Here is a 14,855-nt window from a genome sequence, read left to right as displayed (position 1 = left end):
TTTGTATTTATTTCTTTCCTGCGTGCTCGGACATCGGCAAATCTGTCGGGGAATACACGCCGATATTGTTCGTTCCTGCCTTGAAGGCCCAATATAACTCGGTAACCCCTACACCTACAGCAAATATGAACAGCACGAGTACAACTGAATACGTAATCTCCATCATATAATTGTCCCGAACATGCTGAACCTTGTCTTTCCAACCCAGCTCACGAAAAACAACCGGCTGCAGCGGCGCGTACCCGATTAAAAAGCGGTACGCTTCATTTATTTTAGCAAAAATAGGCTCCCCAGGGGATGGCTGCTCATCTGCATCCAGGTATTTGTACCTCTTCATCAGAAAAAAATATCGGTCCTCAATTTCCTTCTCAATTGCGTCCTCGGTAAGGCCAAGTACCGCGCATGCCTGTCTGCGATCCTGCATAATTTTCCCTCCTTTTGATTTAAAGGTTCTGCAATCAGAAGGGAAATTATGCAAGGGAATATGTAAAAATTTACTGTACAGAAAAAATCACCTGCATGCATCATGTCAGGTGATCCTCTATACATATCTGATTAACGATACCAAGGGGTTACCGTTATATTATCAATATGAACACGGGGCGGGAGATTGACCAAATACACAACAATGCTCGCGATATCGTCGGTCTTTAGCATCGTGGATCGCTCTTCCTGTGTGATCGGCTCGGTTTTATGATTCCAGATCGTACTGTCCACGGCTCCGGGGCTAATGGAAGTCACCCTGACTCCGGTACGTCTATTTTCTTCGATGATCGTTTCGGTTAAAGCTCGTGCGCCATATTTGGATGCCACATACAGCCCATTCCCGGAGCCGCTTCGAAATGATGCCGTTGATAAAATATTAATAACGTATCCCATATCCTGTGACTTCATCACAGGGATGACTTCACGACACATCAGGTAAGTACCTGTTAAATTAATATCGATCATCCGGTTCCATTCTGTAACATCCGTATCCTGAAGATTCTGTTTCTCACGCATACTGATCCCGGCCGAATTAATGAGGATATCGATACGCCCATAGGTCGATATGACCTGCTGAACGGCATGGTGTACCTCCGCTTCGCTCCTCACATCCGCTTGAATTCCAGTCACCTGATCCCGATACTGGGGGTCAACTGAATCCAGAGCCTGCTTCAAGTTATTGGCATCCCGGGAGACCGCAGCAACAAAAACCCCTTCGCGTAGCAGAGCGTGCATAATAGCCAGCCCTATTCCTTGACTCCCACCCGTAACCAAAGCTACTTTATCGTGAAACATAGACGTTTCTCCTTTGCTTCATCCTTAGTCACAGTACAGCCTGAACCGAGCTTCTGAGCAGCTCAATCATACTATCGTGAAGCAGCCCCTCTTTGTTATGCGCCGGAGTTATGCAGCAAACCTTTCCTTGACCTGACGTATGCTGCCAGCCCGCAATCGAGCTGCCATCGATGGATTCCGATCTCAGAAAAACGCTCGTATTGGCTTCATCACAGCTAACGAAGTAGTGCTCATCCATAATTTCGAATGAAATTTCCTTCGAGGTCCCCTGAGAGTTGTCTGAAGGAACCTTACCGTGATATTTAACCATTTGATTTTTGGACGGATGGGAAATAAAATAACCGCGCAGCATGTTCACAAATGCCGAATCGGGCGGATAAGAGGCTAGACCCGAATGCCAGTTGAGGAAGCCTCCTCCCTCTTCCACATAACGGACAATAGCTGCCGATATTGGCTCCGTTAACCAATGCTGGACGATTTCATCCTTGGGATTAACCCTGTCTTCCTTGAAGAGAATCACTGCCGCCGGTTTTGTCTGCAGCCGCTCCGTCAGTTCCTCAGCCGATATGTACTCCAAAGTATAGGAGCCGCTGTCCGTAAGAGTCTTTATTGCCAGGTTCAGAGCTTCCCTGATCGGTTCCTCGGCATGGTAGTAATCTCCAACGATTGCATAAATAAGCTTCATTTACTGTTTCCCTCCATCCTTGCCACAAGATAAATGTTAGATCGGCATCGGTTCGCCTTTAAAATTAATGAAATAGTGTTCAGGAGCAATCTCCTTTTTCATTTCTACAATATCGAGTATGCCCATAGCGCTTTCCAACGGATCTCCAGGAGCCTTCTCTCCGCCCATATCTGTTTTGATCCAGCCCGGATGCAGCGCATACACGCGGATCTCTTTGGCTTTCACATACTTCTTCAACTGCTTGGAAAACATATTGATCGCGGCTTTGGAGAGCGCATACGGATAATCTCCACCATAAGCATTGGACAAGCTTCCCGCTTCAGAGGATATGTTCAGGATGATCCGTTGGCCTCCGTCCGGCATCAAGGGCAGCAAATGTTTGACTACCCGCATCGGCCCGTACAAATTGACCTCAAAGCTTTGTGCAACATCATCCAGCGAAAGGGTTTCAAGTGTTCCCCCTCTGCCAAGCAGGATTGCAGCGCTGTTGATGATTACATCTACAGCTTGATTGTCTGCTCGCAGCGTTTCTGCTAACCGGGCAACCGTATCTTCACGGCTGACATCCAGCTCTACAGCCTTGATTTGGCCGGGGTAACGGTTGATCAGCTCAAGCAGCTGACCATCAGGACTTGCAGCGCGAATACCAGCGATAACATTGTGGCCCCGCTGCGCCGCAATCGTCGACAGATGAAAGCCGAGACCGCGGTTTGCACCAGTAATGATTATATTCATGCTGGCTCACCGCCTGCCTGCGGCATAACGGGTGTATTCAGTGGTTTGCCCAGCTCCTGCAGACCCAGGGTTACTCCCAGCTTGGCGATTGTATCAAAATAGCTGTATCGACCACTTCCGTATTCACCTTTATGCGTCAGCGGATAGCCCTTACTTTCTACAAAATCAATATGCTGTTCAAAGCCAGGAACGGTGAATGTTATAAAATGAACCCCTTGGCCTTGCAGCTGTTTGAACTCGTTCCAAGGACCCGGCTCATCATACGCTTCCAACAGCTCCACAGTCACGGGTCCCATTTGCAAGTTGGCCAGCTTCACCTGTCCGCGGATGAACTTACCTCGATACCACGTATATCCGCTTTCCGTGTGCTGAGGCACACGATCCGGATCAGGAACCCGAATCTTTGGCATCTCGATTCCGAATAGCTCTGCATAATGCCTGGCTGCCTCTTCGATGTCGTCTACAACAATTCCGATTTTCATCAGATTATGATTCTCTATATGCTCCATATACCCGTAACCTCCTGTTTATATGATGTATACTGGCTAGTTTTTCTTGTCATTTTCCAGCAGCTCAATAATGATCTTGAGCGGCTCCAGAGAATCGATATAGGCATATCTTCCGCCTGTATATTCGCCTTTTTGTACGAGAGGCATTTGGTTGCGATCCAGCTTTGTGACGATCTCCTTCATGCCCTCGATCCTGAATGCGATATGATGTGGACCTTCTCCATGCTCATCCAAATATTCACGCCAAGTGCTTGGATGCTCATCTGGTTCAATCAGCTCCAGCTGCAGCGAGCCCATTTTGAAAAATGCCAGCTTGGCTCTCGCTTCCGAGCGTTCTCCCCGATATTCCGTTTCAGCTACATCTACAGCTCCGGTTATTGCCCAGCCCGGATTTTCCACTCCAAAAAAGTCGGCATACGCCTGCGAGGTCTTCTCAATGTCATGAACCAATATTCCGATTTGTGCAATGACGTTCGTGCCGAGCAAGTTTTTTTCCATTATGGTTAGCTCCTTTAAGGGTAGGATTAAAAGTATGGTGAATCAGAGTCGCTGCGCGGTCAAGGTGTTCCTTCGATTGCTGTTGTTCCCCTATTTTCAGATTGTATAAACCATTTAGCGGTAAAAAGCGGGGAACAAAGGCACCGCTGCGCTATCTCCGGAACACCCTGACCACTCCGCTCAGTATTCACCCTACTTTTTTGAGTGTAGTAATTTAGGGCACTCTGAATACGTCTTTGGTATTCATCGTACTTTTACATAGTGATCAGGACTCTGTAAGACGGATTAATTGGGGAAATATTTATCCTTACAGATGTAAGGTAAATTCCTAACCTTTGACCGAACCAAGCAGCATTCCTTTGTTAAAATACTTTTGCAGGAAAGGATATACGACCAGCAGCGGGGCCGCTGTGAACACAACCGCAGCCATTCGTACAGCCGGGCTGAATTCCAGACCTTCCACGGACGCGCCCATATTTTCACTCGGTTGAATCAGCATTTGTCGGAGGAACACTTGTATAGGCAATCTATCCGATTGGTTAATATATAAGAGGGCGCTGAAGTACGAATTCCAATAATCAACCGTATAAAATAAGGTAAAGGTTGCGATCACCGGCATCGAGAGTGGAATCACAATTCTCCACAGCATACCGAATTCCGAGCAGCCGTCGATTCGCGCCGACTCCTCAATTTCCATCGGGAAATTTTGGAACGAACTGCGAATCACAATCAGATTAAAGGGTGCAATCGCTCCAGTTAAGAATAAAGCCCAATAGCTGTCAAGTAAGCCCAAGCCTCTTACAAGCAGATAGAGCGGGATCATGCCTCCACTGAACAGCATCGTGAACAGAACGAGGAAATTAAGAATTCTGCGTCCCTTCAACCAGGTTTTGGATAATCCGTACGCCATTAAAGTCGTAAGCACCATGCTAATGGTCGTTCCTGTAGCTGTGATCACAACCGAATTTTGAAAAGACTTGAGAAAATTGCGGTTTTCCATCAAATAGGCATAAGCGTTAGTCGTCCAAACCTTCGGTATCAGAAAAAAACCTCGTGTTAAAATTTCCTGCTTCGTGGCAAAGGAAGCCAGCAGCACATACAGGAATGGAACCACAGCTATCAATACAACGAGAACCAGCAAAGAAAAAACGACAGTTTGGTATACAGGAGCCCTACCTCTGAAATCATGTGCTTTCATCTCAATAGACCCCTTCCTCTCCGACTTTCTTCGCTATCCGATTAGCACCAATAATAAGACACAGCCCGATTACCGATTTGAACAGCCCAACTGCTGTTGTATAGCTAAAGTCTCCCTGCACGATACCGGTACGATAGACAAAGGTATCGAATACATCCGATACTTGCAGGTTCGTTGGATTTTGCATCAGGAGGATGTGTTCAAAGCCGGTATCCATTAAATAGCCGACCCTCAGGATGAATAGAATAATGATGGTAGTTCTTAATCCAGGTAACGTGATATGCCACATTTGCCGCCAACGGCTCGCCCCGTCAACAACGGCTGCTTCATATAAGGTGGGATCGATGGAAGCAAGTGCGGCGAAGAAAATAACCGCACTCCAACCAGCCTCTTTCCATATGCTTTGAAATACATACACATAGCGGAAATATCCACGATCCGTAAGCAGCTGGATCGGGTCGAAGCCCCATTCCATCAATAGCTTGTTGACACCGCCCTCTTGTACTGAGAACAGCAGAATCGTAATACTGACGACGATAACCCACGATAAAAAATGAGGGATGTACACGACTGTCTGCACAATTTTGCGAAACCATGCCTGCCTGACCTCATTTAGCAATAAAGCGAGCAGGATCGGAGCCGGGAAGAACAGGAATAAATTCATCCCACTCAGAATCAGGGTGTTTTTGAGCAGCAGCGTAAAGTCCTGCTCCCCAAACAGCTTGCGAAAGTTCTCAAGGCCTACCCAATCACTGTTAAGAAATCCGTCGAAGGGATCAAACGACTGGAATGCAATCAGGACCCCACCCATGGGGATGTATTTAAAAATGATAAAGTACAACAATCCCGGGAAAATCATCAGATAGAGGGGAATCCCCCGTTTCCAGGCACGGTAGCTCCTTTTGTTCTTAGCCAATGAAAGGGTGCCTTCCAGCTTGCTCTCCGTACTTATCGCTTTCATACATCATTGTCCTTTCCTTAGCATGATGTCAGCTTGATCCTCTTCGGGACAGGCATGCACATTGCTTATTTCGTCAATTTATACTGTTCGTTCATTTCAGATATAATATTGTCTCCGCCATTTTTCTTCCATGCATCTACGGCTGCTTCGATAGCATCCACAGGTTTTTCACCCATAATGATCGCTACCATCTCGCTCATCAGCTTCTGGTCAAGCGTAGCTCCCGATTTGGTAGACGTTTCCGAGAATAACCCTGCTCCTTTGTCGAGCACCGCATACTTCTTATTCACGTCGAACAGAGCAAGCACTTTTTTCGGCTTTTCCTGATCCTCCCATGGTCTAACAGTGTTAAGCGGATCAAGCTTATGGAAGAACCAGAAGTTAATCAACATCGGACGATCTGTTTCGAATGCCGGAAGCACCTCGTATTTCTCACCGGTTTTCTTGTAGTGAATACCTTCTACTCCGTAAGTGATCAGTGAATGTCCTTCAGGTGTGACCATATAATCCATTAACGCCATAATGCGTTCCTGCTTCTTCTGATCGATCTTGGCATTAATAACAACCTTATTGGTTGTGGCATAAGTCGTATTCCCTTGAAGTCCTGTAGGACCCTTCGGCGGTACTAGCTGAACTGCCTGAGCGGTAGGCACCAGCTTTTGCAAATTCGGAAGGCCTGTATCATAAATATTGGTGGCAGGAACATCCGTAAATCCAACCTTATTGGCCTCAAATTTGAAATCCGGATCTTGTCCTTTATTGATAGCAAAATCCTTATCGAGAATTCCATCCTTATACATTCTGCTCATGAAGCCCAGGAAATCTTTCAATTCCTTCGTTTGTGCCTGCCATGGAACAATAGCACCGTTCACTTCTTTCCAGCTATTAGCGAGTCCAAAGGCAAACCGGATCGGATCGGCAGCACGACTGAAGCTTCTGTTATTCTGGATCGCAATGGAGTAACCTATCGTATCGTCTTTGCCGTTACCGTCCGGATCGTTCTTGGCAAAAGCCTTGGCAACCTCATACAGCTCATCGGTCGTTGTCGGAGCTTTTAAATTAAGCTTGGTCAACCAATCCTGACGAATGAATAAGGTTTCCCGGGATTCTGGAGTCCAGTTCGGTAAGGCATAGATTTTACCTTTGGGATTACCGATAGCATACGTTTCCATCGGTATTTCCTTCGTTAGATTCGGATAGTTTTTGAGGATCGGCGCAATGTCGAGAAATACGCCTTTATCGCGCCATTTCAAAAACTCAGCGCTGTTGATTCTGAATACGTCCGGGAACGAATTGGACGCCGCCATAACACCTAATTTTTCTACATAGTTGTCGGATGGAACCCATTGGATTTTCAAATCAATGTTCAGCTTTTTATTTAATTCATCGATGACCGGATGTTTGTCTGACCAAGCGCCGCCTTCATAGGCGATTGACATCATGTTAATGCTGATTTTCTCACTAAATGCGTTAGCCGGCTTGCTATCTGCGGGTTTGTCTACGGCTGCATTCCCACTTGGAGCCCCTTGCGAGCACCCTGTAACGATGCTGGCAGACAGTGTAATTGCGGCGGATATTTTCATCCATTTAACCATTCTACGTTCCCCCTCAGGCAATATGAATCTTACATAACCAACATACTGCATGTTGAAAGCGAATACATTATCTGATCCTATGATTTCCGATTCAATCTTACTTACTCGAGGTGAATCGGTATTCGAATCGATACGACAGCACCTCGTCCTGGGAACGAGCTCAGCTTGATGCCATATTTATTGCCATACTGCAGCACCAGCCTCGCGTGAACATTGGCTAACCCAAGAGAATCCTGCTGCGTGTAATTTTGCTCAACGGTGGTCGAAATCATTTCCAACTGCTCGGTAATTCTTTGTAATTCCGCGTCCGCTATTCCGGGTCCGTTGTCCGCAACCTCGATGATCAGATCGCGCCCTTCATCGTACGCACTAACTATGACGACACCTTCCCCGCCTCTCGGCTCAATCGCATATTTCACGGCATTTTCCACAATGGGCTGAAGAATGAACTTCACAACGCGGCAGCGGATAAACTTTTCATTAATAAAATAGCGGCTCTGGAAATGCTTCGGAAAACGGACATGAATAATATCCAAATATTTGCGAAGCTGCCCCAGCTCCTCCTCCAGATATACTTCCATATCCGTGAATTGAGCTGTATAGCGGTACACATCAGCCAGATTGCGGGCCATTCTCTCGATCACCGGTACCTTCTCCAGATAGGCCATACTCGTAATGATGCCTAACGTATTGTAGAGCAGATGCGGATTGATTTGATTTTGCAGCGCCTTGATCAAGGTTTCCTTTTGCTTCAGCAGCGCCTGCATTTCCTTCAGCTGCAGATTCGAATTGGTTACAATCAGCTCATCCAGCCGTTTGACCATAATATTAAAGCTGTGGAACAACTGCTGCAGCTCATCCTGGCCGGGTACTGATTCCGTTTGCACACTCAGATCCCCCTTGGCTACCTGTCTCATCAAGCCTCTTAAGGTAAGGATCGGATCGACAAAACGATTGGACAATAATGGAACCACCAGGATGACGAGGCAAGTAATAATAGCGAGCACCAGCAGCATCGAAATTCTTGCCGAGCTTAAGCCTACCGCCACTTCTGCAAAAGGGACTAAGGATACGATCCGCCAGCCGGTTACAGGTGAAAGTGAGCTGCCAATCAAATAATCGTCTCCATGAAACCGTTGAATCGCGGTCTCTCCCTTGTCCGGAATCTTCAGGCCTGCAAGCTCAGTCTGTCTCTTTTGAAGCCCGTTCAATTCCTCATTCGGATGGTACACAATAGAATCATCACCCGCCAAAATAAAAAATATCCCCGACTTTGCCAGCTGCGAGCTTTTGAATGCACGATCTATCTCCTGCAAAGAGATGTCTACTGCCAAAGTCCCGATCAGTTCTATCGTTTCCTTATCATAGATCGGCAGCAGTACGGACATGACCGGTCGCCCATAAGCTCCTTCATATTTGGCTGTATGAGTTGGAAGAATAATAATATTCGGGGATACCGGCCTGCCATACCAAGGCTCGTCTTCAAAACGATCCAGCTTGCCAAAATACTGTGCCATCGACACGATCTGATTCGACTTGGAAATAATGAACATGCCCTGAATCTCCGAATAATTCAGAGCCAGATATCTCCTCAGCTCCTTCTCCACATTCTGCTTATCGAGATTGGTATAGCTTTTGCTGATCAGCCATTCCTGAATAGTATCATTCTGGATCAAGTACTGTGTGGACTGCTGAAGCTGCTGATAATAGTAATCGAGATGATAATTCAAACGTGCTGTCGCCTCATTGGATATATTAAAAAATTCTTTTTCAACCGCTTTGCTGTAATAATAATTGGACAGCAGTCCCAGCAGCAGAACCGATAATACACTGACACTGAGAAAGGCGAGCACCATCTTCATTTTGATCGAAAATTTCCGCAGCATCACGAAGGCTCTCATAGGCCCATTCTCTTTCTGTATTCCACTGGGGTAATCGTAACAATTTGTTTGAAAATTCGGTTAAAATAGGGCAGCGAGGAATAACCGACCATATCAGCGATTTCATATATTTTCAAGTCAGGCTCCTGCAGCAGCTCCTTGGCTTTACGAATCCGAATCAGGTTCAAATAGTTTAAACAGGTCTGGCCTGTCGTTTTTTTGAACAGCATACTAAAATGAGAAATGCTCATATGTGACATCTCTGCCAGGCGCGCCAGAGCAAAATTCTCAAAATAATGAACATCCATATATTCGCATACCCGTTTAATCGATGCATTACCGCTTTGATCCGCATATTGGGGATAGATCAGTATCCATGCTTGTATGAGGTCTGTAAAGTGCTTACGAATCGCCTGCTCATCCTCAGTTGCTAAGGACATATGCGTCTGCTGCGTGCCAAATGCTTGCAGCAGCTCGTTCAATTTGGACGATAAAATAGCGAATACGCTCTTGCGATAGCTTGGGGTCGTCAGCTTGAGCTTGAAGATGGCTGTTAACAAATTGTTCAGCTCGGATTGTACGGTGTGCCGGCTCATTTCTGGCAAATGCTCGACAAACTTTTGGATATTAAGTACACCTTCATGGATTTCGGACATGCCCTCCAGCCGTTGGATGGATCGCTTCAGAGCACCGTGCAGTTCCTCCTCATCAAGCGGCTTCAATAAATATTCGGTAACTCCATAACGCATGACTTTCTTGGCATACTGAAAATTATCGTAACCGCTTACAACAATCGTAACGATAGGTAAATGAGCCTGATCGATTTTTTCACATAACCAAAGACCGTTTTTGTGAGGCATCATAATATCTGTGATTACGATACTCGGCCAATGCTCCTGAATAAAGCTCCAGGCCTCATCTCCGTTCCCCACTTCGCCTGCAACATTAAATTGAGGTGCAAGTCGCTCGACCATTTCTGCAACTGCATCACGAATCCATATTTCGTCTTCAGCTATCAGCACCTGAAACATATAACAAAACCTCCTGAGAGCGTTCAAAAGAACGCTGGTATCGTGAGCATTCATCATTCAACGTCACATCGCAACCAACTGGTATTTCTCAACGCCGCTGTGTACAACATGCTGTAATACCCATATCCTACTACCGGAATTGTGACTTGTCGATACATTACATATAGGTAACTGACTTGGGTAAATTAGGTTGAAGATGTACCAATTGGGGTGAAAATAACACAAAAAGCCGTATCCCACACAGCCATCGGCCAAGCAGAATACGGCTTTTTACGACAATAAGCACTATGATATATTTCAATGAGGCTTATATCCAGCCCATACGTTCTTTGAGTGAATCGATTTGTGCGATATGATGCCGCCCATGCCAAGCGTATCTTTGAGCTGCGATATCCAGCGTCATGATACCATGAGTCGGACTTATAAAAGTACGCTGAAATTGTTCCGGTGATAATGAACGAAGCAAGACAACAAATCGCTGATGAAGCGACTCCAGCAGTATCAATGACGTTTCTATTGGCGCTTCTTGATAGTCGCTTAACTCAGCCCATAATTCCTCACGATAAGAACCTGCAACAGGGGCTTCCTCTGTTAAAGCTCTTTTAAAACGAATAAAAGCATTCATATCGTTATCGGCCACATGATGCACGACCTGTTGGGTATTCCAGCCGCCAGGCCGATAAGGTACCAGCAGCTGCTCAGCATTGAGGTTCTGCACCGTCAGTCGAAGCGCTGTGGGAATATGAGCGATGTCCTCCATCCATATGGCACGGTGCTCTGAGGTTGGATGCATCTCCGGTTTAAATGTACCCAAGGGATAAGACCATAAGTCCATACTGTCACCTCTACAATCTATTGATTATGGATCTCATCTTCATTACAGAAATGGTTTCCTACTATTTACACAGTGTACAACTTTTCAGTCACCGAATGCTAGCTACGCGTTTAGGCTGCCCATAAGGAAATAGACGATCCCATAAAGGCAACCGTCTATTTTGGGAGTAATCTATGGGATTGTATGGGAGCCGTTGGCGTTGTCTCCCACACCATAGCTTATGTAAATCTATCAACCATGGAACGACTTGTTACTCCCTACCAAACACACATTTTCCATGAGTCCAATCCGCAAGCCGCTAACCAACATAACATACAGAAGGTTAAATGGAAGGGGGTTGGAACTATGGGATATGGCGCTGGTCTTGGTGTAGGTTGCGGTAGTTGTGCTGGCTTTGGTTTGGGAACTACTACAGGTGTTATTCTTGTTCTCTTCATTCTGCTTGTTATTATTTCGAGAACATTCATCTAACATGAACCTGTAAAATGATATCACTCATCAAGACAGCAACCGTAAAAGGATTTGATTCCTTTATCGGTTGCTGTCTTGATGAGTGATTGGGAACATGATCAATCGTGCTTTCTATCTTCTTAAATATCGTTCAAAAAAAGCATCACTGTCAGCTTCTGCAAGCTGCACAGCGATGCTTCATGGGATGAATCATCAGTGATATTGATATTCAACAACGTATAGAATTAACGTGGTTTAGGCATGAGCCATGCATGATCAGGATCATTATGAAACTTCCAAATCCGGTTGGGTCCAGCCATTACATTCAAGTAATAAACCTCATAGCCCGGAGGCGCAGAAACCGGATGATAGCCTTTAGGCACCAGTACCGTCTGCCCGTCTTGAACAACAAGAGTCTCATCTAGCGAACGGTCGTCTGTATAGACACGCTGGATCGCAAAGCCCTGCTCCGGCTGGACATGGAAATAATAGGTTTCCTCCAGCAGTGACTCATCAGGAAGTGCATCCCGGTCATGCTTATGTGGTGGATAGCTCGACCAATGACCACCTGGCGTAAATACCTCCACGACTAACAAGCTATCGGCCGGCTCCTGCTCTGGCAAAATATTATGAATCTGCCGCTCCATGCTGCCAGAGCCACGGGTTTCTGCGCCTACTTGATCAGGTCCGATTAAACGCGCCGTATGATTGCCATGTCCTGGTGCTGAGCATATCGCCAATTCTACCGCAGTCAATGCACGAACCTCGTAATGATCAGCGTTGGGCACATATACGGAATAAGGTCGTGTCTTTTCAAATACACTCATCCGCTGCCCAATTCCCTGCCATGCCTCATTATGGGTAGCTACATCCGCTTTTCCACTGAGCAGTACCAGGCATACCTCCTGATCTCCGGTTTCGCGTTTCACAACCTGACCCTCCGACAGCTTCAGCACTTCAAAACCAACATATTCCCAACCGGCCGATTGAGGTGTAACCGTTAAAACGGTCCCTTCAGCGTTAGGCGCCTGCTCCGGCTTAACTATCAATTTGGACATGGTGGATCCCTCCTTCAAGTTTTCGTTAGAAAACTACTTCGTAAGCGTTACTAAGCTTCCGTAGGAAGCTGACTTCGTAAGCATAAACTTCAAGTTTTCGTTAGAAAACTACTTCGTAAGCGTTACTAAGCATCATATCAATTTATTCCGATCTCAACGGCTGAATAAGCAGATTTAGCGCTTCACTTACCTTTACGGGACGGCCCAATTGACTGGACAGCTTGGCAGCTAATGCAATTCGCTCCGCCTGCAGGCCATCATTGCCTTCAACCGGCAGCGGCTTGTCGTTGACGATACAATCAATGAACATTTGTGTCTCTTCCACATAAGCGGCGTTATAGCGTTCCAGGAAAAAATGCAGCGGTTTGTCGCGTGTAATACCATCCACCGTACTGATTTCTACTGTAGTGGGATGGTCGTTGGAGGCCGCTGTGCTGCCTTTGGATCCAAATACCTCAACCCGCTGATCATACCCGTATACGGCTTGGCGGCTGTTGTCGATAACGCCGAGTGCTCCATTCGCAAAACGAAGTGTAACAATAGCCGTATCCACATCGCCATGCTCGGCAAACACAGGATTGATTAACACGTTACCTATCGCATGTACTTCCTCAACCTCACTACCCGACAGAAAACGGGCCATATCAAAGTCATGAATCATCATATCCATGAAAATCCCGCCAGACACCTTAATATAGTCCGGATGCGGCGGATTCGGATCGCGCGAAGTAATTTTCACGATATGCGGCTCACCGATCAAACCTCCCTGCACATGCTCACGAACACGCTTGAAATTGTGGTCGAAACGGCGATTAAAGCCGATTTGCAGCTTCACTCCAGCTTTGCGTACAGCTTCGAGCGCTTCCTCCGTTTGTCGAATGTCCATACTCACCGGTTTTTCGCAAAAAATATGCTTGCCAGCCTCGGCTGCCTGCTTAATCAGCGGTACATGCGTATCGGTCGAGGAGCAAATAAATATCGCGTCAATCTCCGGATTAGCAATGACCTCATTGCTATCGGTAGTGACAATAGCGATTCCTCTCTCGCTAGCCCAAGCTTGCAGCTCGGGGCCAGCGAACAAGTCGCTTACAGCTACAATTTCCGTTTCTGGCAGCCTCAGCAAATTATCGGCATGAATTTTGCCAATACGCCCTGCGCCAATGATCCCGATTCTGATTTTCTTCATGATGCACTCCCTCCCGCTTTACCTGAACTTCCGAATAAACGAATCTTTTCTTGTACCTTTGCCTGAATGGCTGCTTTCGCCGGTATCAGGTAATTACGCGGATCATAAGCAGCTGGATTGTCGTTCAGGAAGCTGCGAATCGCCTCTGTGCAGGCCATTTGGTTATCCGTATTCACATTGATTTTACTCGTTCCAAGTGCAATGGCCTGACGAATTTCCTCATCCGGTAAACCGCTTCCCCCATGTAGTACGAGAGGCAATCCGGTCAGCTTTTGTATTTGCCCCATTCGTTCAAAGCCAAGCTTCGGCTGGCCGCGATAAGGACCATGCACAGAGCCAAGTGCTGGCGCCAAACAATCAATTCCCGTAGCGCGAACAAGCTCCACGCAATCCTCAGGTACGGCATACATCCCATCGGCATCATCAACCACAAGATCGTCCTCGCGGCCGGTAATCCGTCCAAGCTCCGCTTCTACCGTAGCACCAAGTGCATGTGCTGCCTGCGTAACCCGCTGAGTAACATCGATATTGTGCTCGAGCGTATGATGTGAGGCATCAATCATGACTGAGGTAAAGCCTGCATGAAGCGCCCGGATGCAAAGATCATAGGTGGAACCGTGATCCAGATGAAGCGCTACAGGAACGGTGATATCATAATGCTCGATCAGCGCTTTGACCATACCTGCAATGCAGGGAAGACCGCCCATATAAGGAATATAAGCCTCGCTGACACCCAGAATAACAGGTGCACGCTCCGCTTGAGCTGCCTGCAGAATGGACTGAGTAAACTCCAAATTATTTAAATTAAACTGCCCCACCGCATATTGTCCTTCCAATGCCTGCAGCAGCATCGTTTTCATGGAAACCAATGTCATATGAATCAACTCCTTCGGTAAAGCTTGCTTCAACTTTTGCTGTCAAACATCTGTGCCATAATAGTTATTATACCGACT

16 protein-coding genes are annotated in these 14,855 nt (G+C 46.6%); 1 reads left to right on the top strand and 15 read right to left on the bottom strand.

What is annotated here, in order from left to right:
* Positions 1–7: 7 nt before the first annotated feature.
* The 12 genes from BK127_RS09315 to BK127_RS09260 all read right to left on the bottom strand — a co-directional run bounded on the left by BK127_RS09315 (position 8) and on the right by BK127_RS09260 (position 11,208).
* Positions 8–424 (bottom strand): J domain-containing protein, encoded by a 417-nt coding sequence (locus BK127_RS09315; RefSeq protein ID WP_076229762.1) that lies wholly within the window; start codon positions 422–424, stop codon positions 8–10.
* 131 nt (positions 425–555) lie between these two features.
* On the bottom strand, positions 556–1,281 hold the full coding sequence (locus BK127_RS09310) for an SDR family oxidoreductase (RefSeq protein ID WP_076229761.1): 726 nt from the start codon (positions 1,279–1,281) through the stop codon (positions 556–558).
* Positions 1,282–1,309: 28 nt separating this feature from the next.
* A complete protein-coding gene (locus tag BK127_RS09305) occupies positions 1,310–1,966 on the bottom strand; it encodes a ThuA domain-containing protein (RefSeq protein WP_076229760.1) in 657 nt (218 codons plus the stop codon).
* A 36-nt stretch (positions 1,967–2,002) separates the two neighbouring features.
* Positions 2,003–2,701, bottom strand: coding sequence for an SDR family oxidoreductase (locus tag BK127_RS09300; RefSeq protein ID WP_076229759.1), 699 nt, complete (start codon positions 2,699–2,701; stop codon positions 2,003–2,005).
* A complete protein-coding gene (locus tag BK127_RS09295) occupies positions 2,698–3,210 on the bottom strand; it encodes a VOC family protein (protein WP_076229758.1) in 513 nt (170 codons plus the stop codon). The genes BK127_RS09300 and BK127_RS09295 overlap by 4 nt, the downstream gene beginning before the upstream one ends.
* Positions 3,211–3,246: 36 nt before the next feature.
* The gene (locus BK127_RS09290) at positions 3,247–3,708 is read right to left on the bottom strand and encodes a VOC family protein (RefSeq protein WP_076229757.1); all 462 of its coding nucleotides are present in this window, start codon (positions 3,706–3,708) and stop codon (positions 3,247–3,249) included.
* Between the two features lie 328 nt (positions 3,709–4,036).
* Positions 4,037–4,906: a carbohydrate ABC transporter permease gene (locus tag BK127_RS09285; protein WP_076229756.1), complete on the bottom strand. Its 870-nt coding sequence runs from the start codon at positions 4,904–4,906 to the stop codon at positions 4,037–4,039.
* 1 nt (position 4,907) lies between these two features.
* Positions 4,908–5,867 carry an ABC transporter permease gene (locus tag BK127_RS09280; RefSeq protein WP_076229755.1) on the bottom strand — a complete coding sequence of 320 codons (960 nt, stop codon included), beginning with the start codon at positions 5,865–5,867 and terminating at the stop codon, positions 4,908–4,910.
* A 65-nt stretch (positions 5,868–5,932) separates the two neighbouring features.
* Positions 5,933–7,462 carry an extracellular solute-binding protein gene (locus tag BK127_RS09275; protein ID WP_076229754.1) on the bottom strand — a complete coding sequence of 510 codons (1,530 nt, stop codon included), beginning with the start codon at positions 7,460–7,462 and terminating at the stop codon, positions 5,933–5,935.
* Positions 7,463–7,563: 101 nt separating this feature from the next.
* Positions 7,564–9,363, bottom strand: a complete 1,800-nt coding sequence (locus tag BK127_RS09270; protein ID WP_083689203.1) for a sensor histidine kinase — start codon at positions 9,361–9,363, stop codon at positions 7,564–7,566.
* Positions 9,360–10,373, bottom strand: a complete 1,014-nt coding sequence (locus BK127_RS09265; RefSeq protein ID WP_076229753.1) for a response regulator transcription factor — start codon at positions 10,371–10,373, stop codon at positions 9,360–9,362. The genes BK127_RS09270 and BK127_RS09265 overlap by 4 nt, the downstream gene beginning before the upstream one ends.
* 307 nt (positions 10,374–10,680) lie before the next feature.
* Positions 10,681–11,208 (bottom strand): YfiT family bacillithiol transferase, encoded by a 528-nt coding sequence (locus BK127_RS09260; protein ID WP_076229752.1) that lies wholly within the window; start codon positions 11,206–11,208, stop codon positions 10,681–10,683.
* 345 nt (positions 11,209–11,553) lie between these two features.
* On the opposite strand from BK127_RS09260, the gene BK127_RS44485 reads away from it, so the two are divergent.
* On the top strand, positions 11,554–11,679 hold the full coding sequence (locus BK127_RS44485) for a YjcZ family sporulation protein (protein ID WP_218639008.1): 126 nt from the start codon (positions 11,554–11,556) through the stop codon (positions 11,677–11,679).
* A 224-nt stretch (positions 11,680–11,903) separates the two neighbouring features.
* Here the strand turns inward: BK127_RS44485 and iolB are convergent, their stop codons facing one another.
* The 3 genes from iolB to fba all read right to left on the bottom strand — a co-directional run bounded on the left by iolB (position 11,904) and on the right by fba (position 14,777).
* On the bottom strand, positions 11,904–12,716 hold the full coding sequence (gene iolB, locus BK127_RS09250; protein WP_076229750.1) for a 5-deoxy-glucuronate isomerase: 813 nt from the start codon (positions 12,714–12,716) through the stop codon (positions 11,904–11,906).
* A gap of 142 nt (positions 12,717–12,858) precedes the next feature.
* The gene (gene iolG / locus BK127_RS09245) at positions 12,859–13,902 is read right to left on the bottom strand and encodes an inositol 2-dehydrogenase (RefSeq protein ID WP_076229749.1); all 1,044 of its coding nucleotides are present in this window, start codon (positions 13,900–13,902) and stop codon (positions 12,859–12,861) included.
* Positions 13,899–14,777, bottom strand: a complete 879-nt coding sequence (gene fba, locus BK127_RS09240) for a class II fructose-1,6-bisphosphate aldolase (RefSeq protein WP_076229748.1) — start codon at positions 14,775–14,777, stop codon at positions 13,899–13,901. The genes iolG and fba overlap by 4 nt, the downstream gene beginning before the upstream one ends.
* Positions 14,778–14,855 lie beyond the last annotated feature (78 nt).

Source organism: Paenibacillus sp. FSL H7-0331, from assembly GCF_001956045.1.
Note: the sequence above shows the minus strand (reverse complement) of the source record. Positions and strands in the feature narration are given on the sequence as shown.

What these genes read in the sequence shown, in the direction of transcription:
- BK127_RS09300 (WP_076229759.1), bottom strand. Translation starts at nt 2,701, where the DNA reads ATGAATATAATCATTACTGGTGCAAACCGCGGTCTCGGCTTTCATCTG.
- BK127_RS09295 (WP_076229758.1), bottom strand. Translation starts at nt 3,210, where the DNA reads ATGGAGCATATAGAGAATCATAATCTGATGAAAATCGGAATTGTTGTA.
- BK127_RS09265 (WP_076229753.1), bottom strand. Translation starts at nt 10,373, where the DNA reads ATGTTTCAGGTGCTGATAGCTGAAGACGAAATATGGATTCGTGATGCA.
- BK127_RS09310 (WP_076229761.1), bottom strand. Translation starts at nt 1,281, where the DNA reads ATGTTTCACGATAAAGTAGCTTTGGTTACGGGTGGGAGTCAAGGAATA.
- BK127_RS09315 (WP_076229762.1), bottom strand. Translation starts at nt 424, where the DNA reads ATGCAGGATCGCAGACAGGCATGCGCGGTACTTGGCCTTACCGAGGAC.
- fba (WP_076229748.1), bottom strand. Translation starts at nt 14,777, where the DNA reads ATGACATTGGTTTCCATGAAAACGATGCTGCTGCAGGCATTGGAAGGA.
- BK127_RS09275 (WP_076229754.1), bottom strand. Translation starts at nt 7,462, where the DNA reads ATGGTTAAATGGATGAAAATATCCGCCGCAATTACACTGTCTGCCAGC.
- BK127_RS09285 (WP_076229756.1), bottom strand. Translation starts at nt 4,906, where the DNA reads ATGAAAGCACATGATTTCAGAGGTAGGGCTCCTGTATACCAAACTGTC.
- BK127_RS09305 (WP_076229760.1), bottom strand. Translation starts at nt 1,966, where the DNA reads ATGAAGCTTATTTATGCAATCGTTGGAGATTACTACCATGCCGAGGAA.
- BK127_RS09270 (WP_083689203.1), bottom strand. Translation starts at nt 9,363, where the DNA reads ATGAGAGCCTTCGTGATGCTGCGGAAATTTTCGATCAAAATGAAGATG.
- BK127_RS09280 (WP_076229755.1), bottom strand. Translation starts at nt 5,867, where the DNA reads ATGAAAGCGATAAGTACGGAGAGCAAGCTGGAAGGCACCCTTTCATTG.
- BK127_RS44485 (WP_218639008.1), top strand. Translation starts at nt 11,554, where the DNA reads ATGGGATATGGCGCTGGTCTTGGTGTAGGTTGCGGTAGTTGTGCTGGC.
- iolG (WP_076229749.1), bottom strand. Translation starts at nt 13,902, where the DNA reads ATGAAGAAAATCAGAATCGGGATCATTGGCGCAGGGCGTATTGGCAAA.
- iolB (WP_076229750.1), bottom strand. Translation starts at nt 12,716, where the DNA reads ATGTCCAAATTGATAGTTAAGCCGGAGCAGGCGCCTAACGCTGAAGGG.
- BK127_RS09290 (WP_076229757.1), bottom strand. Translation starts at nt 3,708, where the DNA reads ATGGAAAAAAACTTGCTCGGCACGAACGTCATTGCACAAATCGGAATA.
- BK127_RS09260 (WP_076229752.1), bottom strand. Translation starts at nt 11,208, where the DNA reads ATGGACTTATGGTCTTATCCCTTGGGTACATTTAAACCGGAGATGCAT.